Genomic DNA, 24,405 nt, shown 5'->3' with positions numbered 1-24,405 from the left:
CTCAGTCGGCCGTGCGGGACGCCCAAAAGAAACGCCGACGTTTATCCCGACGGCGTCGCGTTGGCTGGCTGTTTTGAAGGCCACTTCCGTTGCCTGCCTTTGCTAAACCGCTTCAAGGCGAGCTGCATCAACGTGACCGTTACCAGGGACGCGCTGGGAGCAACGAACAGGATCTGAGAAGCAAACCGGTTCGAATGATGCTGGCCGACAAGCTGACGCCAAACGTCATCTGCCAGCGTCCACCCCGCCTGCGACTGACTGTGTAGGAATGCACCGGCAAGAAAGACGCCCAACAATATACCCAGCCTCTTCCATCGTGATTTCATCATCACGAGGTAATTAGCGATCAACGCGGGGACGCCAGCGGGGGTCGTGTAAATCGCAATGGAAACAAGTTCACGATTGAGCCCCGAGACACGAATCAATGTGATCAACGCCGCGACGATGGCGGTAAAAATCAACAGCCAACGGATCGAGACGCTGGGCTTGCGAGATTTCGATGGACGAATTCGCCACGGAGGTGTGGCAGACCAACGAAAATTGGCAGCCTGGATGGCACAAACAACCATCGCTGGAATAACCATCCCGATCTCGAATCCCGACTGGAAACCAAAGATCACGACACCCCAACAGATACAAACGCTCGCAACGCACCAATGAGGCCATCTAGCTCCAGGCGAGAGCAAAATGGCGGCCATTGTTGGCAACATCACAAACAGCGAAATGAACAGCCACCAATCGGCCGCGGAATCGCCATCGAAACCGGTTGTCGCTTCCAGCACAAGATACAGCAGCAGCTGTGCCGTCATCACAACCAAAGGCACGACCCACCAACTGCGACCAAGAGCAAACGCGTTGTTGGACTTGTTCAGCACGACTCATTCACTCGCTAGATTGAGACATCAGATCAAGGGGTGAACGATCAATGCTACCACGCCGAGTCGTACAGTTTTGCAACCAACTCGTCTGTCCAAGCCGTGCCGTCGGACTGGGTGTACCCGTGGTGACCTCCCGTGGGCATGGTCAAGACGCGAGTTGATTCGTGCACTCGGTCGCGTAGCGCAACGAACGAATCAACTGGAACCAATGGGTCATCGGCCGCGGTAACGATCAATGCGGGAACATCGATTTGCTCCACGACCGAATGAGCCGAAGACTCTGCGTAATAAGTTCGCTCATCAGGAAATCCCGCCATCGGAGCAGTGATCCGGCGATCAAATTCGCGAAGTGTCTTTGGGGCCCGACCGTCCAATAGGCTGCCCAGCTCTTCTCTCATCTGCAACGTTGACTTCGCCCGCCGAAGCAACTGTGTGATGAAGTAGTGGTTGTAAAACCGTAAAGACCAGGACTCCATCCGGTCACTGCAAGCTTGCAAATCAATTGGCGGTGCGATCGCAAGGATTGGACCAACTCGATCCCAATGGGATGGTCTGGCATCCAACCCCGCACCGATCCGTCCCGCCGCACGCAGCAATTGGTTCCCGCCCAAAGACGTTCCCACCGCTCCGATCGGGGCAGCTTGATCGCCAGTCAAATCGGCAATCCGCTCAATGGCGGCCAAGACATCTTCGCTTCGTCCCGCATGAGTGATGCCACGACAAAACGCGACTGATTCGCCACACCCTCGCATGTCCAGCCGGAACACGCGGATGCCGAGCGCCAGCAACCTTCTTTTGAATCGGACCATGTAATCCGCGGCGTGGCAGCCACAAATCCCGTGCAGCAGCAACACGCTTCCTCGGGGAGTACCCATCCATGATTCGGGAGTATCATCGTGCAGGATCAACGTGTCGTTATCAGACACTGGCAAACGATGCTTTTCTGATTTGACGCCGCTCGATAGCTTTTGCCATTCGCTGATCGACATGGTTGGCCGTGGCGCAAGCAACGTTTGCAGGTGCCCACCTCGACGCCATCGATGCGGCACAAAACTCGGCGGCTCGAACCGATGCACTGAAAACGTCATCTCGTTAAACTTTCGCTCATGAAAACCATTCGCACCTTTTTGGCCATCCCGTTGCCTTCGGATCTCGCCCGCACAGCATCGCGTTGGATGGCGGAAACCAAAAGCCCAGGAGACGGAATCAAATGGGTTCCTGATGAGAATTTACATCTCACGCTGAAATTCCTCGGGGAAGTCGACAACGTCGAAACACCGGCTGTTTGCAACACGTTGGAAGCCGCCTGTGAAGACCTGGAACCCTTTCCGTTGGTTCTAGAGGGTGCCTCCGGGATTCCAGACTTGGAACGCCCGCGAGTTTTGACCGTGGCCGTGGATGATGCCACGTCGACACTGACCAATTTGGTCGCCGATCTCGAGAAACGATTTGCCGCGATGGGTTACAAACCCGAACCCCGAGATTACCGTCCCCATTTGACCGTGGGACGAACGCGAAGCGGAACCCGCCGCGCCAACTCGGACGTCATCAATCGATGGCGTAAATTCGAAGACGACGAAATTGGCGAATTCAACGTTCGCGAAATCCATGTGGTGGGCAGCTTCCTTGAAAAGCACGGCCCGACCTACAACGTGCTCGGACGAGTCCAACTATGACGTCGGCGGCTGCATCCGAATTGCTGCTGTCAATTGAATCCACCTGTGACGAAACCGCCGCGGCGGTGATTCGCCGCGACGGCACGGTCCTTGGCCAATGCATCGCGACCCAAGAAACGCTGCACGAACAGTTCGGCGGCGTCGTCCCGGAGATCGCAGCGCGAGCCCACCTGGAACGTATCCTTCCGGTGATCGACACGGCGCTGAAGCAAGCCGATGTATGTGGCGAAGATCTCACCGCGATCGCGGTAGCCGATCGTCCAGGCTTGGCCGGATCATTGCTGGTTGGTGTCGTTGCCGCGAAAACGCTCGCCTTGGCATGGAACAAACCACTGATCTCGCTCAACCACCTGCACGCTCACTTGTATGCGTGTCAATTGATCGAGGGATCTCCCGCGAATATCTATCCGGCGATTGGCTTGATCGTTTCCGGCGGCCACACCAGCCTCTATGTTTGTCGCACCGCGATCGACTTGGAGTATCTCGGCGGAACAATTGATGATGCCGCTGGCGAAGCATTCGACAAAGTCGCCGCGATGTTGTCCTTGCCATTTCCCGGCGGAATCGAAGTCGCCAAGCTCGCCTCGGAAGGAAACGACAAGGCATACTCCTTCCCTCGCTCGATGATCCATGATCCGGGCGATGATTTTTCCTTCAGCGGTTTGAAGACGGCGGTTCGTTACGCCATCGTCGGACCAGGCCGCCATGATTTTGCGTCGCTGGACATTTCCGACCAAGTCAAACGGGATGTTTGTGCATCGTTTGAAGCCGCTGTGATCGATGTTTTGGTTTCCAAGTGTCGTCGAGCGATCAAGCGGCACAGAAATCGCAACGATGCTTCTCCGAACTCAATCAATCGACTGATCGTCGGAGGCGGCGTGGCAGCCAACCAGCGTTTGCGACGTGACCTAAAAGCGGCTGCCGATCAAGACGGCTTTGAGCTTTGGATCGCTCCGCCGCATCTGTGCACCGACAATGCTGTTATGGGCGCGATCGCTTGGAAGAAGTTCGAAGCCGAACAATTCGCATCGCTTGACCTGGACATCACTCCCGGACTGCAACGAGGCTTCTGACGACGCAGACCAACCATTATCTCGTGACCATTCGCACCCATGAAATCTGCTTCTCAATCGCTCACCGGTGAATCAGCGGTGCTGACCGAACTGCAACTCGGCCACAAGTCGCTGCGATGGGTCGATCGCTACAGCCGATTGCTGGACACGCGATTTCGTATTCCCGGCACCAAAGTCCGCTTTGGTTTGGACTTCATCCTTGGACTCGTTCCTGGAGCCGGCGATGCGATCAGCATGGGCCTTTCCGGAATCCTGATCGCAACCATGGCGAGAAATGGAGCCAGTCCAAGACTCGTCTTGAGGATGCTGGGCAACGTCGGCTTGGACGCTTTAGTCGGCACCATTCCCGTCTTGGGCAATATCTTTGACTTGTTCTACAAAGCCAACCATCGCAACTTGCTTTTGTTGCGAGAGTACTACGTCGAGGACAAACATCGCGGCAGCGTCTGGCCGATCTTGATGGCGATCGTGATTTCGCTCATCATCCTGCTGGGATTGATGGTGATGATCTTCGTGTGGTGCATCAACGCCCTTGCGAATCTGTTCTAAGAAACTGCCACTGCATCTCGCGTGACAAACCAAGTCGGCGATTCAATCAATCGCGATGGGAACAATGCCCCGGGCAAGTCGCTGGCGGAACTACGAACACTGGCGAGTGCCTGACGCTTGTTTGATCCACCGATCAAGAACCAACGCTGCCGAGCGGAGTTGATTGCGGGCGAGGTCAGCGTGTAGCGATAGGTTTCCATCTTCGGAACCCAATTCTCCACGAACCAGCGATCGTTCTGCTCGATCGCTTTGGTCTCCGGGAACAACGATGCCGTGTGCGCGTCATCACCCATTCCCAACAAAGCCAAATCCCACGTCGGTACATCGGAACCGGCAAACGTCTCCCGGAGCGTCTTTTCGTAAGCTTCCGCGGTCGCGGCCGGATTGTCAGGATCAACCGGAACCGGAAACGCACGCAGTGATTCGGCGGGCAAGTGCGACAGCAACGCCTCACGAACCATTCGGTAATTGCTGTCCAAGTTGTCTTCCGTGACGTTGCGTTCGTCGCCCCAGTAGAACTCTATGTTTTGCCAAGGCAGTTCCTTCGTCGCCAACAACTCGTACAGGCGTTTGGGCGTCGATCCACCGGACAATGTCACGCGGAACACACCGCGCTGCTCAATCGCTTCTTTCGCAGCTTTGCAAAAAGCGTCCGCGGCGGCGTTGGAAAGCTCATCCAAAGATTCAAAAACTTGCACGTTGCATTCTCAATGTTGGGGAAATCAATACAGATCTAATTCGGCGACGACGCCAACGCGAATCACTCAAACGATTCGGCATCACTTGGAAAACTTGCTGCCTTCACTTCGTCACAATACGACTTGGCCGCTTCGCGGATGGTGTTGCCGACATCAGCGAACAAACGAGTGAACTTGGGGGTATAACCCGACGTCAGGCCGAGAATGTCGTGGGTCACCAAGACTTGTCCGGAAACATCTCGACCCGCACCGATGCCGATGGTAGGGACTTTCACCGCATCCGTGATCGCGGCGGCGGCTTCGCTGGGAACGCATTCAATCAAAACAGTGAAAGCTCCCGCAGCCTCAGCAGCTTTCGCGTCCGCAACCAATCTCTCGATGTCGCGCTGCAAGCGATAGCCACCTTCGACATGGATATTCTGTGGCCGAAGTCCAATGTGGGCCATCACCGGAATGCCAGCACCGACCATCGCTTCGATCCGTTCGGCTTGCTCGGCACCGCCTTCCAATTTGACCGCATGGCACTGAGTTTCCTTCAGCACGCGAGCCCCACAACGGACGCTATGAAGCAGATCAAGCTGACCGTCCGGAAAAGGCAAATCAACCACCACCATCGCGTGCTCCGCCGCCCGGCCGACCATTTCGGCGTGGTAGATCATTTGATCCATCGTCACCGGCAGGGTCGTCGAATGCCCCTGCACGACCATTCCCACCGTGTCACCGACCAGCAAAACATCAACGCCGGCTTCATCCAAAATTTTTGCCGTAGGAAAATCGTACGCGGTCAACATCGTGATCCGGTCACCACGATCACGCATGCGTTGCAGCGTTCGAGTCGTGATTCGCGATTTTCTCTTTTCCGATTCCGTCATTCTGTTCGCTTTTCAGGTGGGGTCGCTCACTCGGCGGGAACGCGATGCAGCATCATCAGCCGAATCTCCAATCCTCGAGTCTCCCCATCCTCGCCCATGATTCTTGGGCAGGTCAATGACAGGCGTCCCCTGCCCTCGGACAAATTGATTTGGCCGAGCGACATTTTCTTCCAATCCTTCTCATCGCTTTCAGCTCTTTTCGAACGGTCTTTGTCTAAGTGAATCGGTCCGGAGGGATTCGCTTGGGTCACGACGGAATCGGTTGTCGCCGTCGCATCGCCCTGCATCCATTCCAAATTCAATTGCGTCCCCACAGCCGACTCGGGGCAAGCGTAGAACACCTCCACGTCAAATTGGCCACCGGCTAACACATCGACGTCCCAGGTCATGGCATCCTTGGTCGAATGCCAATTCGTCATGTAACTGCTGTTGGGAAACCGGTTGCTGCGACGAATCTCACCGGTTGCCCGTGCATCGCGAGCGGGAAGCTGCGTCCACGGATAATCGGGATATCCAACCGGAAAGACCTGCTCCTCCGAATGATTCCGATCACGAGGTTTGGTCTCTTTCACCCAATCCTGCAAAGCCCGTTTCAACCGTGCCGTTGCGACGGGCTGTTCCTCGGCGACCGATTGTGTCTCGCCCGGATCAGCCACGATGTCAAACAAGTCGCCGTTGGCGTGATAGCGATACCGATTGGATCGGACGCTGAACTTTCCACCCCATGCGGTGAAGATCAAACGCTCCGCGGGTTCGGATTCCGAGTCACGCAAGCCATCGACCAGCGAAATGCCATCCAGCGGCCCAGCGGTGGAACCAACCTCGACGTCGCAAAGATCAGCCAAGGTCGGAAACAAATCGATCGCTCCCGCGATTCCGCCGACCGTTTGCCCGGCGGGGAGTTTGCCGGGGTATCGAATCAAACAGGGAGAACGCAAACCGCCTTCGTGAACCGCACCTTTGCGTCCTCTCAATCCGCCATTGAACCGAGAACCATTGGGACCGTTGTCACAGAAGAACACGACAATCGTATTCTCACTCAATGACAGACGATCCAACGCATCGAGCAAGCGTCCCACGTTGTCGTCGATGTTCTCACAAAGAGCCAATGCCGCTCGTGTGTGTTGAACGTCTTCCTTCTTTGCATTCTCCGGTCTTGGATCAGGCACGATCTCTTTGCCTTCAAACTTTTCCCAATCTTCATCGGGAACCTGCATCGGCGAGTGCGGCGTGTTCAGCGGCAAATACACGAAGAAAGGATTTTCGCGATCTTGTTCCATGAAGTCGATCGCATGCTGAGTCAAATCATCGACGATAAATCCCTCGCCTTTCACGATCTTGCCGTTGTGTTCCAGCATCGGTGAAAAGTAGTTGCCCCAGTGCCCGCTGCAGAAACCGTAGAACTCATCAAACCCGCGAGCGTTGGGGTGATACGGAGCCTGCATGCCTGAGTGCCATTTTCCGAACGCCGCGGTCCGGTAACCCGCTGCTTGAAAAGCGTCTTCGATCGTCCGCTCGGACAAGTCGAATCGTTCGCCACCCGCCGAAGTGCTGAACACACCCGATCGTGTGTGATACCGACCGGTCAAAAATTCTGCGCGAGTCGGCGAGCAAACCGCACACACGTAGAAGTTCTTGATTTGAACTCCATCGCGGGCCAGCGAATCGATGTGCGGCGTCTGCAAATTGGGATTGCCATGCAGACTGAGATCGCCCCACCCCTGATCATCCGTCAAAACAACCAACACATTGGGCCGTGAACCAGAGTCGGCTCGGCAAGGGAGTCCGATGCCGATCCAGGATGCCAAGAGAAACGACCAAACCACAACATCGCGAGAAACGGAGATGACGCGCACTACCAACCTTTGATTTCAGAGACCCTCAATCAATCCCGCAACAACGGAAAAACCGACACAGTCCTTCCAAGCGGAACGCCAACAGGATAGCTGACCGCATCCGCGGTGGGGGATTTCGCACTCGAGCACCCCAATTGGTGCGATCCGGTGGCGACCGATCACGCCTCGACTATTCTGTGGGTCGATGCAACTAATCATTGCCTTTTCCTTATCTCAAAGATCGATCCATGCGAGTTCGAAAAGCGGTTATCACCGCCGCGGCCCCCAACCAAAACACCCTGCCGCTGCAACGACTGGTCGACGGTTCGGGCGAGGAAAAAACAGCTCTACAGCTGATCGTCGAAGAAACGCTCTCGGCGGGCGTGGAAGAGATCTGCGTCGTGATCCAGCCCGGTGACGAGGACAACTACCGCAAGGCCGCCGGTGGCTCGCTCGGCAACATTCAATTTGTCCATCAAGAGCGACCGCTCGGGTACGCCGACGCAATCCTGCAAGCGGAATCGTTTTGCGGAGACGATCCCTTTCTGCATCTCGTTGGCGATCACCTGTACCTGTCGGCAACTTCAAAAAGTTGCGCGGCACAACTGATCGAGATGGCCGAACATCACTCCTGTCCGGTCTCCGCGGTCCAGTCCACCCGAGAACATCGCTTGCCATACTTTGGCATTGTCGCTGGAACCAGCGTGCCTCGATTCGATGGTTTGTATGACGTGCGAACGGTTGTCGAAAAACCAACGCCCACGCTCGCGGAACAATCCTTGATCACGCCGGGCCTGCGTAGCGGCTACTACCTCGGCTACTTCGGCATGCACGTCCTGACATCCGCGGTGATGGAATGCCTTCACGAAGTTGCCTCCGATGAAAGCATGGAACGGCCCTCGCTATCCGATGCGATGGCCAAACTTCCTCATCGCGGCAAATACCTTGCCTATCAACTTCGGGGACGTCGTTACAACATCGGCGAACAATACGGAGTTCTGATCGCACAACTGGCCATCGGACTGTCCGGACGCGATCGAGACCTGTTGCTGACCGAACTGGTTGAACTTCTCGCCACGCGAGCGGAACATCCAGTCGCGGCAACCATTGACCCGCCATCCGAATCGTCTCCTTTGGAAGGATCCAACTGATGCCGGAAGTTCGCTCCATGAACGCATTGATCGAAACGATCACCACCGACCAAGCCGACCTACGTGATCGCTCGCTCGAATCGTTGGTAGAAGACGCCACGCTATCCGAGTTGCTTGACCACATCACCGAACTGGATCGCTTTCGGCGTCAAGAAGACAACTTGTACCAACGTGTGCGAGCGTTGTTTTTTCTGTCGGCCATTTATCGGTACCACCTTCCGCCACGTTTGGATCAATCCAGTTCCGGCAGCATCCCCTTTGAAGGTTACGAACATCTGCTCGGACGACGCTTTCAAGAAGCGATCGATGAATTTTTAGAAGTCCAGTCGACCGATGGTGCCAGCGATTCATTGTCCAGTGCGTTAGCATCGGCGTACCACGAACTAGGTTTTCAAACGCTGGCCGATCAAGTTCGCCACAGCGTCCGAACCGTTCGTGGCAACCAATGGATGTTTCGTTTGGGACATGTTGCCGAACACCCACTTCGCATCCGCAAGGAGCTGTTGCCAACCAAAGACGCCCCGAATCTTTCGCCGGTTTTAAAAGAAACCACCGCCGTTCGCATGGACGTTTCTCACTCGGCGTGGAGTGACATCTTCTTTTTGGGAATGGACTACCCTGAGGGTGCTCGCGTCATCAACGTCTCGGTCGACCTCGGCGTCCGAGGACGAGACGACCAAGTTCGACCGCCGATTGAGACCTACTTGCGAGTGATCGACAAACCGGTGTTTCGGTTGGTCAGCGTTGACCTCAATGCCAGCGTCGAAGTGACCACCATCGCCGAAATGTTTGACTTTGCGAGGGACTACCTCGGGTTGCTCAAAGCCGCTGTGATCGCCGCCGGTGTCGTCCCACCGGGACTGGAAGGTTGCGGCTCCGACATGGCATCACTGCTCGAACGCGTCGTCGGTCGTGGCAAAGGTTTGGAACTGGTTTCCAAAATCAACGACATCCCCAAAGGTTCTCGCCTGGCCGTTTCGACGAACTTGCTGGGTTCGCTCATCAGCAACCTGATGCGAGCAACCGGTCAAATCCAGTCGCTGCAGGGCGAGCTGACCGAACCCGACCGACGCCTGATTGCGGCTCGCGCAATCTTGGGTGAATGGATCGGCGGCAGCGGAGGCGGGTGGCAGGACTCAGGCGGTGTCTGGCCCGGCATCAAACTGATTTGCGGCCAGATTGCCGGTGAAGAGGATCCCGAATTCGGAATCAGTCGCGGACGCTTGATGCCCGACCACGAAGTCTTGGGCGAAAACCGCGTCAGCACCGAAGCTCGACAAAAACTGCAGGATTCGCTGGTCGTTGTACATGGTGGGATGGCCCAAAACGTTGGTCCAATCTTGGAGATGGTCACCGAGCACTATCTCGTTCGTGGACGTGATCAATGGGTCGGCCGTCAAGAAGCCATGCGGATCTACGACGAGGTTGTTGAGGCACTGCAACAAGGCGACATCTGCCGTCTTGGTTCGCTGACCACCGAGAACTTCGAAGGCCCCCTGCAATCGATCATTCCTTGGGCAACCAACCGGTTCACGGACGTGATGATCCAGCGTTGTCGCGAACAGTACGGCGATCAGTTCTGGGGATTTTGGATGTTGGGCGGCATGTCCGGTGGCGGCATGGGATTCATCTTTGATCCGACCATCAAACAAGACGCACAAGACTGGCTCAGCCAAGAAATGGTGACGGTCAAACGCGAACTGGAAACCGCGTTGCCATTCGCGATGGATCCGGTTGTCTATGACTTCCAAATCAATGACGACGGAACGTTTGCTGAATTGATACCGGCTCAGTCCGCCGTGTTACCGCAGAAGTACTACGCGTTGATGATGCCGAAATGGCTTCGCAAGCCCCTGCGAGAGTTGTCGCCTCAAACCCGCGAAGAATTGGCGGGCATCTCACGGCGTTGCAGCGACCCAAATGATCGAGAAGCGAACGCGGCATTGCTACTCCGAAGCGTTTTACCATCGGATGACAAAGCCAGCAGCGACAAGAAAGACGATTCGCAAACGAGCGATGACTCACTCGCGGCGATTTTGAAACGAAGCGGCTTTGATCGATCTCAACATGAGCAGATCCGGGCCGACATGCGAGCCGGCAAATTTGGCTTGGCAGCCAACCGACTTTCCCGTGACCTTAAAATCACCGACGTCTCCAAAGAACATGTCACTGACACTCGCGACGGCCTAGACGACCGTTTGGCCGACATTGGTTCCAAAGCCATCGCCAATGGAGAGATCGGCGTCGTCACGTTAGCGGCGGGCGTTGGCAGTCGCTGGACGCAAGGTGCAGGCGTTTGCAAAGCTCTGCACCCGTTTCATCGGTTCGCCGGAAAGCATCGAAGCTTCCTCGAAATTCACTTGGCAAAGAACCGTGCTGCAACGTCCCAAAACGGCGGCACCATTCCGCACGTCATCACAACCAGCTGGATGACCGACGAAGCAATCCGGACCGTCTTGGATCGCACTGAGAACTATGGCCACGAAGGCCCAGTGTACGTGTCCAGCGGACGAAGCGTCGGGTTACGAATGGTCCCGATGGTTCGCGACCTTCATTTCCTGTGGGAAGAAACCGCTCAACAGGTTCTCGACCAGCAACAACAAAAGATGCGAGAAAGTGCTCGATCCGCGATCGCGAATTGGGCCCAACAAACGGGAGAAGGTTCCGACTACACCGACAATGTCGCGGCGCAGTGTGTGCATCCAGTCGGTCACTGGTATGAAGTCCCCAACCTTTTCCGCAATGGCGTGCTCTCGCAGATGTTGCGAGACCAACCGTCTCTCCGGTATTTGATGCTGCACAACATCGACACCCTTGGTGCCAATGTTGCCCCAGGCCTGTTTGGTTTGCACATCGAGTCAGGAGCCACTCTCAGCTACGAAGTCATCCCGCGCCGCCTGGAAGACCGCGGTGGTGGACTGGCCCTGGTTGCGGGTCGTCCACGACTGGTCGAAGGCCTCGCGATGCCGGACGAACGCATCGAATTTGGTCTAAAGTTCTACAACTCGATGACAACCTGGATCGACATCGATGCATTGCTTGATTCGTTCGGCTTGAATCGTGATTCGTTGAACGATGCGTCGGCAGTCGACTCAGCGGTCCGCCAAATGGCCGCTCGCTTGCCAACCTACATCACACTCAAAGAGGTCAAGAAACGCTGGGGCCACGCTCAGGAAGATGTGTTCCCAGTCGCCCAATTTGAAAAACTATGGGGCGACATGACAACGCTTTCGGACATCGATAGTCGCTTCATTGTGACGCCCATGCGTCGCGGTCAACAACTGAAAGAACCGAGCCAACTCGACGGTTGGAACCGAGACGGAGGCTCCGCCTACGTCAACGCCCTCTGCAAGTGGAACAAGTCCTGAGTCCTGAGTCCCTGTGGCCCTGTGGCCCTGAACCACTTCCCACTCCCCATCACCATTCCTCGGTCGGTTCACCAAACATTGAATCACCGAGCAAGAACCATCCGATGACGGCGAGTAAAAGGGTCGCGACAACGACCGCCGTGGAGACTCGAATCAACGTCGATCTTTCTCGAAGCCACGCATCCGGGATCGAGATGCAAGTTGGCATCAACAGGATCAATCCGTACAACCAAGTCGGATGATCTTCATAGGTGTAGAACCGCCCCGTCGCTGTGGTGCTCGCCGCCAAAAAAAGCACGGCCGGAAACAATCTTCCGATAGTTGAGTTGGGCATCAGCGCTGCGGCGACCGCAAAAACAAATGTCGAAACCAGTGCACTCACCATCCATTCCGCCAAACCACCGTAAGCACTGGCCGCCAACAAAGTGGGTGCCACCAAACCAGCCAATCCAACCCAAAGGATCCAAGCTGCGGCGCCACTTCTTCGCATCCGACCCAACGACCAAATGTTGATCAGCGATGCCGCCGCCACGGATGCCATCCAAGGACGATGAAGCGGCAACATATCGGTCCATCCATCACCGGTTGGCATGGTCCACATCGCAATCGCCACGGATCCCAGACCAGCAACCACCCACCAAAAACCAAAGCTCGTTCGCGGGCTCGCCGTTTGCAACGAATCCACTTCGCACGGACACGCAGCCAACAACAGCGACGCGATCCCAATGGGGGCCAATACAATTTGCCAGGCCTCCAGCGCGGACCAATCCAAATCTTGCCTCGCGTACATACAGGCACTGACCGCGACCCACCAACCAATCACAGCGAGCACTGCTGGCAGGGGTCGTGACCAAGCATTCGGCTCGGACCGCTGAATTGCCCAAGCTCCAAAGACAAACGCCAGCGACAAGATCGCTGGCGTTATCACGCACCAAATTAGGATTTGAGTTTCCACGGTCTTACCGTTTGAAAACGAGCAACGCGCGGATGGCAACCTCGTCGTTGATCTTGCCTTTGCCGTAGGTCATGCCCCACTTGGTTCGGTCAATGTCAAAGTTCGCCGCCAAGACCAACATGTCTTCGGTCAGCTTTGGCATCGATGGGATCGTGACCTCCACCTTCTTACCAAGCATCGTCAAATGACCAACGATGTTCACTTTGTCTTGCGACGCATCATGTTCGATTTTGGTCGATTCAAATGTGATCTTCGGGTGTTTGCGAACGTCGAAAAAGTCAGGGTTTTTCAGATGGTTGGTCAGTTTATCAGCATCCGACCAAAGGCTTGTGGCATCAATTTCAATCTTCAATGATCCCTTGCTGGGATCTTCCACATTCAAAGTCGCCTCGGCGGTGAATTTCTTGAATCCACCCTCGTGCTTTCCATCAGGTTTTGCACCGATGAAAGTGATCTTTGATCGTTCCGAATCAAAGGTTGGCTTCTCCTCGGCTGAAGCGACCACGGAAGAAACGCAAACCAACGTCAACATCAAGGCAACACGTTGCATCATCATGTACGAAACCTTCGAAAAATGGGGGACAAAACAATCTCATTAAATCGAGTCTCAACCCACAATGTCCGAACAAAGCCGGCATCCGCCGCAAACGGGCGAATGCTTTGGCCGGAACTTCAGTTGGCACTCAGGCCACAATTGTCGCATGCGGTTCAGCGACAAACAACTCACCCAGAGAACACGAATTGATCGCCATCGTGATCGATCTTGATCACCGTGCCCTCGGGATAGCTGTTCTTCAAAATCGCTGAAGCGAGCGGATTCTGCACCTCACGCTGGATAACACGTTTCAGAGGTCGTGCACCATACGCTGGGTCGTAACCCACTTCCGCAATTTGATCGATCGCTGCGTCCGAGATCTCAAATGACAGGCCATTGGCTGCCAATCGTGAATGAAGCTCTTCGAGTTGCAATTGAACGATCCTGCGAATCTGAGTTTGCTGCAGTGGATGAAAGATCACTGTGTCATCGATCCGGTTGAGAAACTCTGGCAAGAACCTCGCCTTCAAAGCTTCCTCCACCGCCTGACGCATTTCATCTTCGCCACCGCCTTCCTCCGTCACTCGCTGAATCACTTGGCTACCGACATTGCTGGTCATCACAACGACCGTGTTGGTGAAGTTCACCGTTCGTCCTTGCCCGTCAGTCAAACGCCCATCGTCGAGCACCTGCAACAAAACATTGAACACATCCGGATGCGCCTTCTCCATTTCATCGAGCAAAATCACAGCGTAGGGTCGCCGGCGAACAGCCTCGGTGAGCTTGCCGCCCTCTTCGTAGCCGACATAGCCGGGAGGAGCACCGATCAGTCGCGACACGCTGTGCCGTTCCATGAACTCGCTCATGTCGATACGAACCATTGCGGATTCGTCGTCAAACATGACCTCAGCGAGTGCCTTGCAAAGCTCCGTTTTCCCAACACCGGTTGGCCCCAAGAATAGGAACGAACCGATCGGACGATTGGGATCTTGCAACCCGCTGCGACTTCGACGAACCGCGTCCGAAACGGCGGTGACCGCTTCATCCTGGCCAACAACCCGTTGATGCAATCGTTCTTCCATCACCAACAACTTGGCTCGTTCGGTTTCCATCATTCGAGTGACGGGAACTCCGGTCCAAGTGCTGACGACCTCTGCGATTTCTTCCTCGGTGACTTCTTTGCGAAGTAGCCGACGTTTCTCCTCACCCGGTTCCTCTTTGGCCTGATCCGCTGAATCGTCATGTTTTTCAGCATCATCAATACGGGCCTGCAGTTCACGAAGCCGCGATTGCACTTGCAGCATTTCGCTGTACGCATCCTCGGGGCTTTCGCCTCGGAGTTGCTTCTCCTTGGCTTCCGCGTCCAACTGAGCGAAACGATGCTGAAGCTGGTCGACTTCTTGTCGCACGGACTGGACGTCGTCCAATCCCATTTTCTCAGCTTCCCATTGCTCCTTCAAACTGGCCAACTCCGCCTTGGCAGACTCCATTTCTTCTTCCACTTCGACACGTTTGTCGATCGCAGAAGCTTCCTGTTCATCCACCAACTGACGGTGCACCAATTCCAATTGGCGAAGACGTCGCTGCAAACGATCGATCGGTTCAGGCACACTCTCCTTCTCCATCGCCAAACGACTGGCCGCTTCATCGATCAAGTCGATCGCTTTATCCGGCAGAAATCGATCTGCGATGTAACGATCCGATAGATTCGCGGCGGCAACCAAAGCACTGTCGGTGATCCGGACACCATGATGCGACTCATATCGAGGCTTCAACCCTCGCAGAATCGCGATGGTGTCTTCGGCGTTCGGTTCACCCACGAACACTGGTTGGAACCGACGTTCGAGCGCCGCATCTTTCTCGATGTGTTGACGATACTCGTCGAGCGTCGTCGCACCGATGCAACGCAAGGCACCGCGAGCCAACTCGGGTTTGAGCAAGTTTGCCGCGTCCGCCGACCCCTCGGCATTGCCCGCGCCGACAACGAGGTGCAATTCATCGATGAACAAAATCACCTTGCCATCGGAATCCTTGACTTCGCGTAGCACCGATTTCAAACGCTCTTCGAAGTCACCGCGGAACTTGGCTCCCGCGACGAGTGCTCCCATGTCGAGCGAGACGACCTTCTTGCCTTTGAGGCTTTGTGGAACGTCACCTTCAAAGATACGAAGTGCCAACCCTTCCGCGATCGCTGTTTTACCGACACCAGGCTGGCCGATCAGAACCGGATTGTTCTTCGTCCGACGCGAAAGAACCTGAATCACGCGACGGATCTCGTTGTCACGTCCAATCACAGGATCCAGCTTGCCACTTTGAGCCAACTGGGTCAGGTCGATACCGAACTTTTCAAGGGCTTGGTAAGTCGATTCTGCATTGGGATCGGTGACGCGAGCCGAACCTCGAATTTGACTCATTGCCGTCAGCAGATCGTTGTCCGACACGCCTAACAAAGACAACAGGTTCTTCGCTTTGTTGTCAGTGCGTGCTAGACCAACCAGCAAATGTTCGGTGCTGACGTACTCGTCTTTCAATGATTCAGCAGATGTCGCCGATGCCTCGAGTGCCGCTTGCAGCTTTGCGGAGACGCGAGCCTGGCCCATGCCGGATGCATTGGGGAGCTTATCCAGTTCACTCGCCAGCAATGACTTCAGCTTGGGAACATCCACGTTGATTTTTTCGAGCAACGGCGTCGCGATGCCATCTCGCTGGTTCACCGCGGCGGCAAGAACATGCAACGGATCGATCTCGGCGTTGCCGGCGGAAGTGGCTTGAGCTTGCGCTTCAGCGACCACGTTTTGGGCTTGAGTTGTGAGTTTGTCGATTCGAAAGGCCATCAGAATCTCCAGACAGAGAAGGGGTGGGATAAGGAGGTGGGACGCGGAATCAATCTGGAGGATCAGCAATACAATTCCCGCGCCGAATGGAATTGCCGAGACAAAATGAACGGGCATAAAAAAAGCGAGCGCCCGCTTGGCTGCACTGCAGCCGAGCGAGACTCGCCGTTATCAAAAACGTGCGAGCCGAAAGGAATCAACCGTCCGACTCACATCGGTTGGGTCACTCTTTGACTTCAAACTCCGCGTCGATCGCGTCGTCATCGTCTCCGCCGCCCGCGGTTGCACCGGCGGCACCTGCCGCGTCAGCACCGGCTTCGCCAGCTGCATCAGTCTTCTCGTACAAGACCTTGCTAAACGCTTGCGAGGCGGCTTCCAATTCGTCCGATGCAGCTTTGATCTCAGCCAAGTCATCGCCTTCCGCGGCTTTCTTGACCTTTTCAATCGCAGCGTTCATCGGAGCCTTGTCGTCATCGGACAACTTGTCGTCGTTCTCGCCCATCAACTTCTCAAGTTGGTAAACCTGTTGGTTGACCTTGTTGCGAGCCTCGACCAATTCAAATTGTCGCTTGTCTTCTTCCGCGTTGGCTTCCGCGTCTTTCTGCATTTGCTCGATGTCACTGTCGGACAACGCGCCGCTGTCTTTGATCTCGACGTTGGCTTCTTTCCCGGTTTTCAGTTCCTTCGCCGAAACACTCAGAATGCCGTTTTGGTCGATGTCAAACTTGACTTCGATCTGTGGCACACCACGCGGTGAAGCAGGAATGTCTTCCAGGTTGAATTCAGCAAGCAATCGGTTCGCGTTGGCCATCTTGCGTTCCCCTTGGAACACTCGAACGGTCACGGCGGTTTGGTTGTCCGCGGCGGTACTGAAGACGTTCTTCTTCTCGGCAGGAATCGTGGTGTTGCGTTCGACCAATGCGGTCATCACGCCACCTTCGGTTTCGATTCCGAGCGTCAGTGGAGTCACGTCGAGCAGCAACACATCGTTGCGGTCACCAGCCAAGACACTGCCTTGGATCGCGGCACCAACAGCAACCACTTCGTCGGGGTTCACACCTTGGTGAGGGTCTTTGCCGAAGATGCTTTTGACAACTTCGCGAACCTTTGGCACCCGGGTGCTACCACCGACCAAGACAACTTCGTCGATGTCCTTGGGGTCCATGCCAGCGTCTTTCAATGCTTGCAAGACTGGCCCACGGCAACGCTCCACCAATGCATCGATCAGCTCTTCGAACTTGGATCGAGTGATCTTCATCGTCAGGTGCTTCGGCCCCGAAGCATCCATCGTGATAAAAGGCAAGTTGATGTCGGTTTCTGGCAAAGTACTGAGTTCTTTCTTCGCCTTCTCGCAAGCTTCTTGCAAACGTTGCAACGCCATCGCGTCGTTGCGAAGATCGATGCCGTTTTCTTTTTGGAATTCGCTGGCAACGTGGTTGATCAACGCTTCGTCGAAGTCATCACCACCAAGGTGCGTGTCACCCGAGGTACTGACAACTTGGAACACGCGGCTCTCTTGTTCTTCGTCGCCACTATCAGCAACTTCCAGAACCGAAACGTCAAACGTACCACCACCCAAGTCGAAGACGATGATGCTTTCGTCCTTCTTCTTGTCCAAACCGTAAGCCAGTGCAGCCGCGGTTGGTTCGTTGATGATCCGAGCAACTTCCAAACCGGCGATTTGGCCGGCGTCTTTGGTTGCTTGACGCTGTGCATCGTTGAAGTATGCGGGAACGGTGATGACCGCCTTGTTGACTTTGTGCCCCAAGTACGACTCAGCCGATTCCTTCAACTTGCGAAGAACCTTGGCGGAGATTTCTTGTGGCGTGTACTCGCTGTCGCCAACTTGAATCTTGACGTAATCGCCAGCTCCACCGGTGATGCCATAGGGCACCATTTTTTCTTCCGATTGAACTTCGTTGTGACGACGTCCCATGAAACGTTTTGCCGAGTACACGGTACGCTTCGGGTTGGTGACGGCTTGACGTCGAGCGGGTTCGCCGACGATGGTTTCTTGCTTGTCTGTGAAAGCGACCACGCTGGGAGTCAGCCGGTTGCCTTCAGGGTTTGGGATAACTTTTGGCTCGCTACCTTCCATGATCGCGACCACGCTGTTGGTGGTCCCGAGGTCGATACCGATGATTTTTTCGCCTTGTGCCATGATGCGTGAGCTCCTGTGTCCGAACGGGATGGTGGGTGTCAAATGATATGAATTTGGATTTCGCCGGGCCGACCGCGGCCCCTGAGCGGTCCATTTCGTCAGCCTTTTGGTTGGATCCACAGATATGGCAAGATCTGTGCCAGAGCCCCTCTCACAGCGTGCTTGCCAAAAAGACGACCATCAAAAAACACGTGTTTCGCCGACTAAAAACACAGCCACGCGTTTTAAAAAAATCCTTCAAAACCGTTTTGGCAGCCCACCCAAAACTTCGCTCCATGCCACAATGCTGCCTTGCCAAAACGGCAGTCACCTTTCGCTCACGCCCGAAAATTCACTCCCATGAGTTCAACTGACCCACGCGATACGATCGCATCGATCGACACCCAAATCCTCGATCTGCTGCGCGAACGCTGCCGAGCGATGATGGAAAACACGGTGTCGAATCCCAACCCGGACTGGGCCAGCACTCTGGCATCGATCGATCACGTAGTGGACCGATCGGTGCAATCAGGCTCCGGAAACGAAGACTCAAACGCCGCCGTGCCAGACAGCGAAGTTCAGCGGAACATACTGCGACACGTTGCGTCGGCTTGCTGGCGAGCCACTCGTCCGGGCACGTATGCGTTCCTTGGCCCACCGGACAGCTACAGCCACTTGGCCGCGTTGGCATATTTCGGCGACGCCGCCAACCTGCTGCCAGTGTCGTCGATCGGGGCTGTCTTCGACGCCGTTGGCAGAGGTGACTGCGCCGGCGGAATCGTACCAATCGAGAACAGCACTGACGGCCGTGTCGTCGATACCTTCGGCAGACTATCCAAAGGCGAAGTCTCGATCACCGGTGAAGTGCAACTCGCAATCCATCACCAGTTGCTCGCGATGTGTGATCGCGACTCCATCACCGAAGTCCACAGCAAACCGCAAGCGATCTCTCAGTGCCGCGTCTGGCTGGCCAACAATCTGCCTCACGCGAAACTGATCGAATGCAGTTCGACCGCGGCCGCCGCGAAACTGGCCGCGACCCAAACTGGCATCGCCGCGATCGCCAGCGAGGCCGCCGGCCGGCGCCATGGACTTCGTGTCATCGGCGCCAACATCGAAGACAACCGCGACAACGTGACCCGATTCGCGGTACTCGGCCACGAACAACCGGCCTCCACCGGCCAAGACAAAACGACGCTACTGTTTCAAGTTGCCCACCAACCCGGCGCATTGGCCGATGTGATGGGCATCTTCAAACGACACGAGCTGAACCTGACTTGGATCGAGTCGTTCCCTCAACCCGGCACCAAGAACGAATACTTCTTCGTCGTTGAGTTCCCAGGACACTGCCAAGACGTCGCGATCGCGAAAGCAATCGAAGACCTTCAAACAGCGACCCATCACACTCATGTGCTAGGAAGCTACGGCCGCGCGGCACGAGTAGAAAGCTAGTGGCCGGTCACGACTTGTTTTCAGGGTAGCGGACGCCCTCACTTTTAGCTGCGACAGACCACGAGGCGAACCGATCTAACTCTATAGCACCGACGCGGTGCCGACACTTTGCTCGGCTACCAATCGCGAGATCAAATCCTCGACCGCGATGCCATCCGCCTCGGCAGAAAATGTTGGCACGATTCGGTGACGAAGCACCGGCAGTGCCAACGCCTGTGCGTCCTCGAGCGTCACGTGTGTGCGACCGTGCAATAACGCACGGGCCTTGGATGCCAACACCAATTGTTGACTCGCTCGCGGGCCGGGCCCCCATTGGATCCACTCTTTAACCCAATCCTTCGCATCGGGTTCGTTCGGCCGCGCAGCGCGCACGGCATCGATCACCCAGTTCTTCACGTGCTCAGGCAATGGGACCCGACGAACCACGGACTGAAACTTGCAAATGTCTTCGCCACTGACGACGGGCTGAACATCCGCCAAATCGCCGGAAGTGGTTCGCTCAACAATTTCGGCTTCTTGATCGCGTGACGGATAGCCAACGACGACGTGGAACAAGAACCGATCGCGTTGAGCCTCGGGAAGCGGATAGGTCCCTTCTTGCTCGATCGGGTTCTGCGTCGCAAGAACAAAGAACGGTTCCTTCAAAGCGTAGGTCTTGCCACCCGCGGTGACCTCATGTTCCTGCATCGCTTCCAGCAGCGCTGCCTGCGTCTTGGGTGGCGTCCGGTTGATCTCGTCGGCCAACAGCATTTGCGTGAACACGGGGCCCGGACGAAACAACATCTCGCGACGTCCGGTTTCGTGATCTTCTTGGATGATGTCCGTGCCCGTGATGTCGCCGGGCATCAGATCAGGTGTGAACTGAATCCGACGAAAATCCAGACTCATTGAACTGGCCAACGTCCGAACCATCAACGTTTTCGCCAGTCCGGGCACGCCTTCCAACAAGCAATGGCCGCGAGCCAAGATCGCGATCAGCAATTGCTCGATCACATCGCTCTGCCCGACCACGATTCGGCCGACCTGCTCTTTGACCTGGGCAACGCTTTGGATCAACGCCTCCGCAGTTTCGATGTCCGAACCTTCGCTATTGTCTCTGGGAGGCGGTGTGACCATCGTGCTAGACGTCCAGGTTTCGCACATCAAGTGCATGGGTTTCGATGAATTCGCGACGGGGTTCGACTTTGTCGCCCATCAACAAACGGAACATTTCGTCGGCCGCACCCGCGTCGGTCAGGTTGACCTTCACCAGCGTCCGGTTGGCGGGATCGAGCGTTGTTTCGCGGAGCTCTTCCGCGTTCATTTCGCCCAGCCCTTTAAAGCGAGTCACTTGCAAACCTTTTTCACCGGCGGCTCGCACCTCAGGCAACAGCTCTCGCAAGTCTTCCAGCGGACGACGCATGTCCTCGCCGCGAACCAGTTCGAACCTGGCGGTGGTGGAACCGGTACGGTCGGCGGGAATCAAATCCTGCAATCCGAAACCGAGTGGTTCCAAATCCTTCAAGCCGCTGTTGATCGTCCGGACTTCGTGAAGCTCGGCCAAGTGAGCGACCACCTTTTCGGGCTCATCGCTTTTGACGACCTCTTCACCGTCGACGTTCAGTTCTTCTTCAGCTTGATCGATATCCAACGTGGCATCGTTTTCAGCAAGGAATGCCTCGACATCCGATTGCTTCATGAACCAATGCTCTCCACCCAAAATCGTCAACAAGAACGGAGGCAGCTTGCCGGTAACGGGATCGAAGCGTTCGCTGTGAACTCGCAAGCTGACGCCACGACGTTCCAACGCAAGAATTGCATCTTCCATCGATGCAAGCGCGACGCAAAGTGCACGCATTGTGTCCCCTTCTGCACTGCGTCCGTCTTCGGTCTCGAATCGTGTGTCATTCAAACCACGTTCGAGCAACTGGCCCTTCATCTCTTCTTCGGACTGGATGTAGTACCGGTTCTTGCCCTGCGAGACCCGGAACAACGGCGGCTGAGCCACATAAACGTGACCGGCGGCAACCAGTTGATACATCTGCCGATAGAAGAAACAAAGCAGCAACGTACGAATGTGGCTGCCATCGACGTCGGCGTCAGTCATGATGATGACTTTGTTGTACCGACGTCGCGAAAGATCCTGATCAGCACCGATTCCGGTACCGATCGCTTGAATCATCGACTGAACTTCCTCATTGGCCAGCACCTTGTCTTCGCGGCTCTTGTAAGCGTTGATGATCTTACCGCGAAGCGGCAGAATCGCTTGGTACTCACGCATCCGCCCGCCTTCGGCCGATCCACCGGCCGAATCACCTTCGACCAGGTAGACTTCGCACTCTTCCATGTTCTTGGAGATGCAATCGCGAAGCTTGCCGGGCAAACCACCGCCACCGAGGGCGTCTTTTCGTTTGCGAAGTTGATCCTTGGCTTTGCGAGCCGCTTCGCGAGCCTCGGCGGCGAGCAAACCCTTGCGAACAATCGCTTTGGCCGTTCGAGGATTCTCTTCGAGGTACTTGTTCAGCGCTTCGCCAACACCACTGGTGATGATGCCGTCGACTTCACCGTTACCAAGCTTGGTCTTCGTTTGACCTTCGAACTGCGGGTGAGGAACCCGCACGCTGATCACCGCCGTCAGACCCTCGCGAAAATCGTCGCCGGTCGGCGTGGTGTTCTTGAACAGGCCTTCTTTTTTGCCATAGTTGTTCAGCGTCCGCGTCAACGCCGAACGGAAACCGGACACGTGCGTCCCGCCTTCGATCGTATGAATGTTGTTGACGTAAGACTGAACGGTTTCGGTGAACTCGGTGCTGTACTGCAGCGCCATGTCATACTCGACTCCGTCCTTCTCACCGACAAACTGAATCACGTCTCCGTGCAACACATCGCTGGCGCGGTTGAGGTGTTCGACGAACTCAACGATCCCGCGGTCATACTGGTAGTCGCCGCCTTCGCCGTTTCGCTCGTCAAGAAACTTGATGCGAACGCCACTGTTGAGGAACGCGAGTTCCTGAAGACGTTTTTGAAGTGTGTCGAAGTTGTATTTGGTGACGCTGAAGATTTGCCCGTCCGCTTTGAACGTGGTCTTCGTGCCTGTCTTCTTTGTCGGCCGACCTTTTTGAATCGGACCGGTGGGAATCCCGCGTTCGTAGCCTTGAGTCCAAGTTGAACCATCACGGCTGACTTCCACCTCGGCCCATTGGCTCAGGAAGTTCACAACCGTCACACCGACGCCGTGCAAACCGCCCGAAGTCTGGTAGGCCCCTTTCTCGAACTTGCCGCCGAACTTCAGCACCGTCATCACGCCCTCGAGCGTGCTGACTTCACGATCAAGTTCTTCTGACAATTGATCGTGACGGGTGACAGGAACCCCACGTCCATCGTCCTCGACCGTGACACTGCCGTCGGTGTGAACGATCACACTGACCGATTTCGCGAATCCGGCCATCGCTTCGTCGATCGAGTTGTCGACGACTTCGTAGACCAGGTGGTGCAGACCGCGAACGGTCGTGTCACCGATGTACATCCCGGGACGTTCGCGAACGTGCTCGAGGTCCGACAGGTGCAGCAAATCCTTGTCGGTGTACTCCGAATTTGCCGACGGCCCCGTCGAAACACGTTCCACAGGTCGTTGTGGACCAGCGTTCGCCTCGGCTGAATTTCCGTCGCCGGCTGCCGCGCCAGCGGGCACAACGTTTGGATCCTCGGATGGGTCGTTCGAAGCAGGGTCAGTCGAGGAGGAATCGCTCATGAATGGGCGGCCCGTGGAGGCCGTCAAATGCGGGGTTTTTGACGCTGAAGGCGGACTCGCCCCCACGTCAAAAAAAAGCGTCAAATAGCAGGCAGTAGTCTACCAAAAAGAACGACTTTGCGCTAGATCACGTGCGTACCCTCTCCCGGAATCGTTTCCGCTTCCGAGGAGAGCCCAGATGTCCGATTGCCGGGTGAATCAGAAGTCGCCGAATGGATCTTGCCCCCCCGCGGGAGCAAATGGATCTTCCATGGTGTCACCGAACGGATCTGCTCCTCCGCCACCACCAAATGGGTCGACAACCTTTGGGGTCGTCGATTCTGGTTCCTGCTTCTCCAGTTCCGTATCAGCTTCCTCTTCGGTTTTGACAGGGGCCGATGATTTAACCACCTTCGGAATCACCGAACCGGGACTTCGCAAGCACTGCATGGTGCCCCGTTTGTTGACAAGATACAGACGGTCGGTGGAACGATTGACCACCAACGCCTCGGGTTGAATACGAGGAAAACGGCCGAGCAATGAGCCATCTTCCATGGACATCACCAACAGCGATCCCGACATGCTTCGTGCGTAGATTTTGCCGTCGATCGCACCGAGCAATTCCTGAACGCCGGGCACCGTTTGTGGCCATACGGAATAGCCATCGCTCGCCGACACGC

The 24,405-nt window shown here is 55.8% G+C and carries 18 protein-coding genes; 6 read left to right on the top strand and 12 right to left on the bottom strand.

Annotated elements, in window-relative coordinates; all coding sequences use genetic code 11:
- Positions 1-41 precede the first annotated feature (41 nt).
- Positions 42-875: a hypothetical protein gene (locus tag RE6C_RS25100; RefSeq protein WP_008661151.1), complete on the bottom strand. Its 834-nt coding sequence runs from the start codon at positions 873-875 to the stop codon at positions 42-44.
- A 53-nt stretch (positions 876-928) separates the two neighbouring features.
- Complete coding sequence (locus RE6C_RS25095) at positions 929-1,867, bottom strand: YheT family hydrolase (protein WP_008661150.1); 939 nt, start codon at positions 1,865-1,867, stop codon at positions 929-931.
- A 117-nt stretch (positions 1,868-1,984) separates the two neighbouring features.
- On the opposite strand from RE6C_RS25095, the gene thpR reads away from it, so the two are divergent.
- Genes thpR through RE6C_RS25080 form a run of 3 tightly spaced genes read left to right on the top strand, consistent with a single transcriptional unit; the run spans position 1,985 to position 4,176 of the window.
- Positions 1,985-2,554, top strand: a complete 570-nt coding sequence (thpR, locus tag RE6C_RS25090) for an RNA 2',3'-cyclic phosphodiesterase (RefSeq protein ID WP_008661149.1) — start codon at positions 1,985-1,987, stop codon at positions 2,552-2,554.
- Positions 2,551-3,627 (top strand): tRNA (adenosine(37)-N6)-threonylcarbamoyltransferase complex transferase subunit TsaD, encoded by a 1,077-nt coding sequence (tsaD, locus tag RE6C_RS25085; protein ID WP_008661148.1) that lies wholly within the window; start codon positions 2,551-2,553, stop codon positions 3,625-3,627. The genes thpR and tsaD overlap by 4 nt, the downstream gene beginning before the upstream one ends.
- A 39-nt stretch (positions 3,628-3,666) precedes the next feature.
- The gene (locus RE6C_RS25080) at positions 3,667-4,176 is read left to right on the top strand and encodes a DUF4112 domain-containing protein (RefSeq protein ID WP_008661147.1); all 510 of its coding nucleotides are present in this window, start codon (positions 3,667-3,669) and stop codon (positions 4,174-4,176) included.
- Here the strand turns inward: RE6C_RS25080 and pgl are convergent.
- The 3 genes from pgl to RE6C_RS25065 form a co-directional block, all read right to left on the bottom strand.
- Entirely contained in the window at positions 4,173-4,874 is a 702-nt protein-coding gene (pgl, locus tag RE6C_RS25075) for a 6-phosphogluconolactonase (protein ID WP_008661145.1), read from the bottom strand. The two genes, RE6C_RS25080 and pgl, sit on opposite strands and share 4 nt — an antisense overlap.
- A 62-nt stretch (positions 4,875-4,936) precedes the next feature.
- The gene (gene panB / locus RE6C_RS25070) at positions 4,937-5,746 is read right to left on the bottom strand and encodes a 3-methyl-2-oxobutanoate hydroxymethyltransferase (protein ID WP_008661143.1); all 810 of its coding nucleotides are present in this window, start codon (positions 5,744-5,746) and stop codon (positions 4,937-4,939) included.
- A gap of 26 nt (positions 5,747-5,772) precedes the next feature.
- Complete coding sequence (locus tag RE6C_RS25065; protein ID WP_008661141.1) at positions 5,773-7,602, bottom strand: arylsulfatase; 1,830 nt, start codon at positions 7,600-7,602, stop codon at positions 5,773-5,775.
- A gap of 227 nt (positions 7,603-7,829) precedes the next feature.
- Here RE6C_RS25065 and RE6C_RS25060 point away from each other — a divergent pair, with 227 nt between their 5' ends.
- Together RE6C_RS25060 and RE6C_RS25055 are read left to right on the top strand one after the other, a co-directional pair.
- Positions 7,830-8,732: a sugar phosphate nucleotidyltransferase gene (locus RE6C_RS25060; protein WP_173401830.1), complete on the top strand. Its 903-nt coding sequence runs from the start codon at positions 7,830-7,832 to the stop codon at positions 8,730-8,732.
- A complete protein-coding gene (locus tag RE6C_RS25055; protein ID WP_008661139.1) occupies positions 8,732-12,100 on the top strand; it encodes a UTP--glucose-1-phosphate uridylyltransferase in 3,369 nt (1,122 codons plus the stop codon). The genes RE6C_RS25060 and RE6C_RS25055 overlap by 1 nt, the downstream gene beginning before the upstream one ends.
- Positions 12,101-12,149: 49 nt before the next feature.
- On the opposite strand, the gene RE6C_RS25050 is transcribed toward RE6C_RS25055, so the two are convergent.
- From RE6C_RS25050 to dnaK, 4 genes are all read right to left on the bottom strand, one after another.
- Complete coding sequence (locus RE6C_RS25050) at positions 12,150-13,055, bottom strand: hypothetical protein (RefSeq protein ID WP_008661138.1); 906 nt, start codon at positions 13,053-13,055, stop codon at positions 12,150-12,152.
- A gap of 4 nt (positions 13,056-13,059) precedes the next feature.
- Entirely contained in the window at positions 13,060-13,611 is a 552-nt protein-coding gene (locus tag RE6C_RS25045; protein ID WP_008661137.1) for a YceI family protein, read from the bottom strand.
- Positions 13,612-13,778: 167 nt separating this feature from the next.
- A complete protein-coding gene (clpB, locus tag RE6C_RS25040; RefSeq protein ID WP_008661136.1) occupies positions 13,779-16,424 on the bottom strand; it encodes an ATP-dependent chaperone ClpB in 2,646 nt (881 codons plus the stop codon).
- Between the two features lie 223 nt (positions 16,425-16,647).
- Positions 16,648-18,585, bottom strand: coding sequence for a molecular chaperone DnaK (gene dnaK / locus RE6C_RS25035; RefSeq protein WP_008661135.1), 1,938 nt, complete (start codon positions 18,583-18,585; stop codon positions 16,648-16,650).
- Positions 18,586-18,924: 339 nt separating this feature from the next.
- Between dnaK and pheA the strand changes: the two genes are divergently transcribed.
- Positions 18,925-20,016: a prephenate dehydratase gene (gene pheA / locus RE6C_RS25030; RefSeq protein ID WP_008661134.1), complete on the top strand. Its 1,092-nt coding sequence runs from the start codon at positions 18,925-18,927 to the stop codon at positions 20,014-20,016.
- An 81-nt stretch (positions 20,017-20,097) separates the two neighbouring features.
- Here pheA and RE6C_RS25025 read toward each other — a convergent pair whose 3' ends face one another.
- The 3 genes from RE6C_RS25025 to RE6C_RS33120 all read right to left on the bottom strand — a co-directional run bounded on the left by RE6C_RS25025 (position 20,098) and on the right by RE6C_RS33120 (position 24,403).
- On the bottom strand, positions 20,098-21,132 hold the full coding sequence (locus RE6C_RS25025; RefSeq protein WP_008661133.1) for an AAA family ATPase: 1,035 nt from the start codon (positions 21,130-21,132) through the stop codon (positions 20,098-20,100).
- A gap of 4 nt (positions 21,133-21,136) precedes the next feature.
- Entirely contained in the window at positions 21,137-23,746 is a 2,610-nt protein-coding gene (locus tag RE6C_RS25020) for a DNA gyrase subunit B (RefSeq protein WP_008661132.1), read from the bottom strand.
- A 198-nt stretch (positions 23,747-23,944) separates the two neighbouring features.
- The gene (locus RE6C_RS33120; protein ID WP_008661131.1) at positions 23,945-24,403 is read right to left on the bottom strand and encodes a PQQ-like beta-propeller repeat protein; all 459 of its coding nucleotides are present in this window, start codon (positions 24,401-24,403) and stop codon (positions 23,945-23,947) included.
- Between the last annotated feature and the right edge of the window lie 2 nt (positions 24,404-24,405).

Source organism: Rhodopirellula europaea 6C (assembly GCF_000338295.1).
Taxonomy (GTDB): domain Bacteria; phylum Planctomycetota; class Planctomycetia; order Pirellulales; family Pirellulaceae; genus Rhodopirellula; species Rhodopirellula europaea.
Note: the sequence above shows the minus strand (reverse complement) of the source record. Positions and strands in the feature narration are given on the sequence as shown.

Bases quoted from the DNA above. Each gene is read 5' to 3' on its own strand.
- RE6C_RS25095 (WP_008661150.1), bottom strand. From the start codon at position 1,867: ATGTCGATCAGCGAATGGCAAAAGCTATCGAGCGGCGTCAAATCAGAA.
- thpR (WP_008661149.1), top strand. From the start codon at position 1,985: ATGAAAACCATTCGCACCTTTTTGGCCATCCCGTTGCCTTCGGATCTC.
- tsaD (WP_008661148.1), top strand. From the start codon at position 2,551: ATGACGTCGGCGGCTGCATCCGAATTGCTGCTGTCAATTGAATCCACC.
- RE6C_RS25080 (WP_008661147.1), top strand. From the start codon at position 3,667: ATGAAATCTGCTTCTCAATCGCTCACCGGTGAATCAGCGGTGCTGACC.
- panB (WP_008661143.1), bottom strand. From the start codon at position 5,746: ATGACGGAATCGGAAAAGAGAAAATCGCGAATCACGACTCGAACGCTG.
- RE6C_RS25060 (WP_173401830.1), top strand. From the start codon at position 7,830: ATGCGAGTTCGAAAAGCGGTTATCACCGCCGCGGCCCCCAACCAAAAC.
- RE6C_RS25055 (WP_008661139.1), top strand. From the start codon at position 8,732: ATGCCGGAAGTTCGCTCCATGAACGCATTGATCGAAACGATCACCACC.
- RE6C_RS25045 (WP_008661137.1), bottom strand. From the start codon at position 13,611: ATGATGATGCAACGTGTTGCCTTGATGTTGACGTTGGTTTGCGTTTCT.
- clpB (WP_008661136.1), bottom strand. From the start codon at position 16,424: ATGGCCTTTCGAATCGACAAACTCACAACTCAAGCCCAAAACGTGGTC.
- dnaK (WP_008661135.1), bottom strand. From the start codon at position 18,585: ATGGCACAAGGCGAAAAAATCATCGGTATCGACCTCGGGACCACCAAC.
- pheA (WP_008661134.1), top strand. From the start codon at position 18,925: ATGAGTTCAACTGACCCACGCGATACGATCGCATCGATCGACACCCAA.
- RE6C_RS25025 (WP_008661133.1), bottom strand. From the start codon at position 21,132: ATGGTCACACCGCCTCCCAGAGACAATAGCGAAGGTTCGGACATCGAA.
- RE6C_RS25020 (WP_008661132.1), bottom strand. From the start codon at position 23,746: ATGAGCGATTCCTCCTCGACTGACCCTGCTTCGAACGACCCATCCGAG.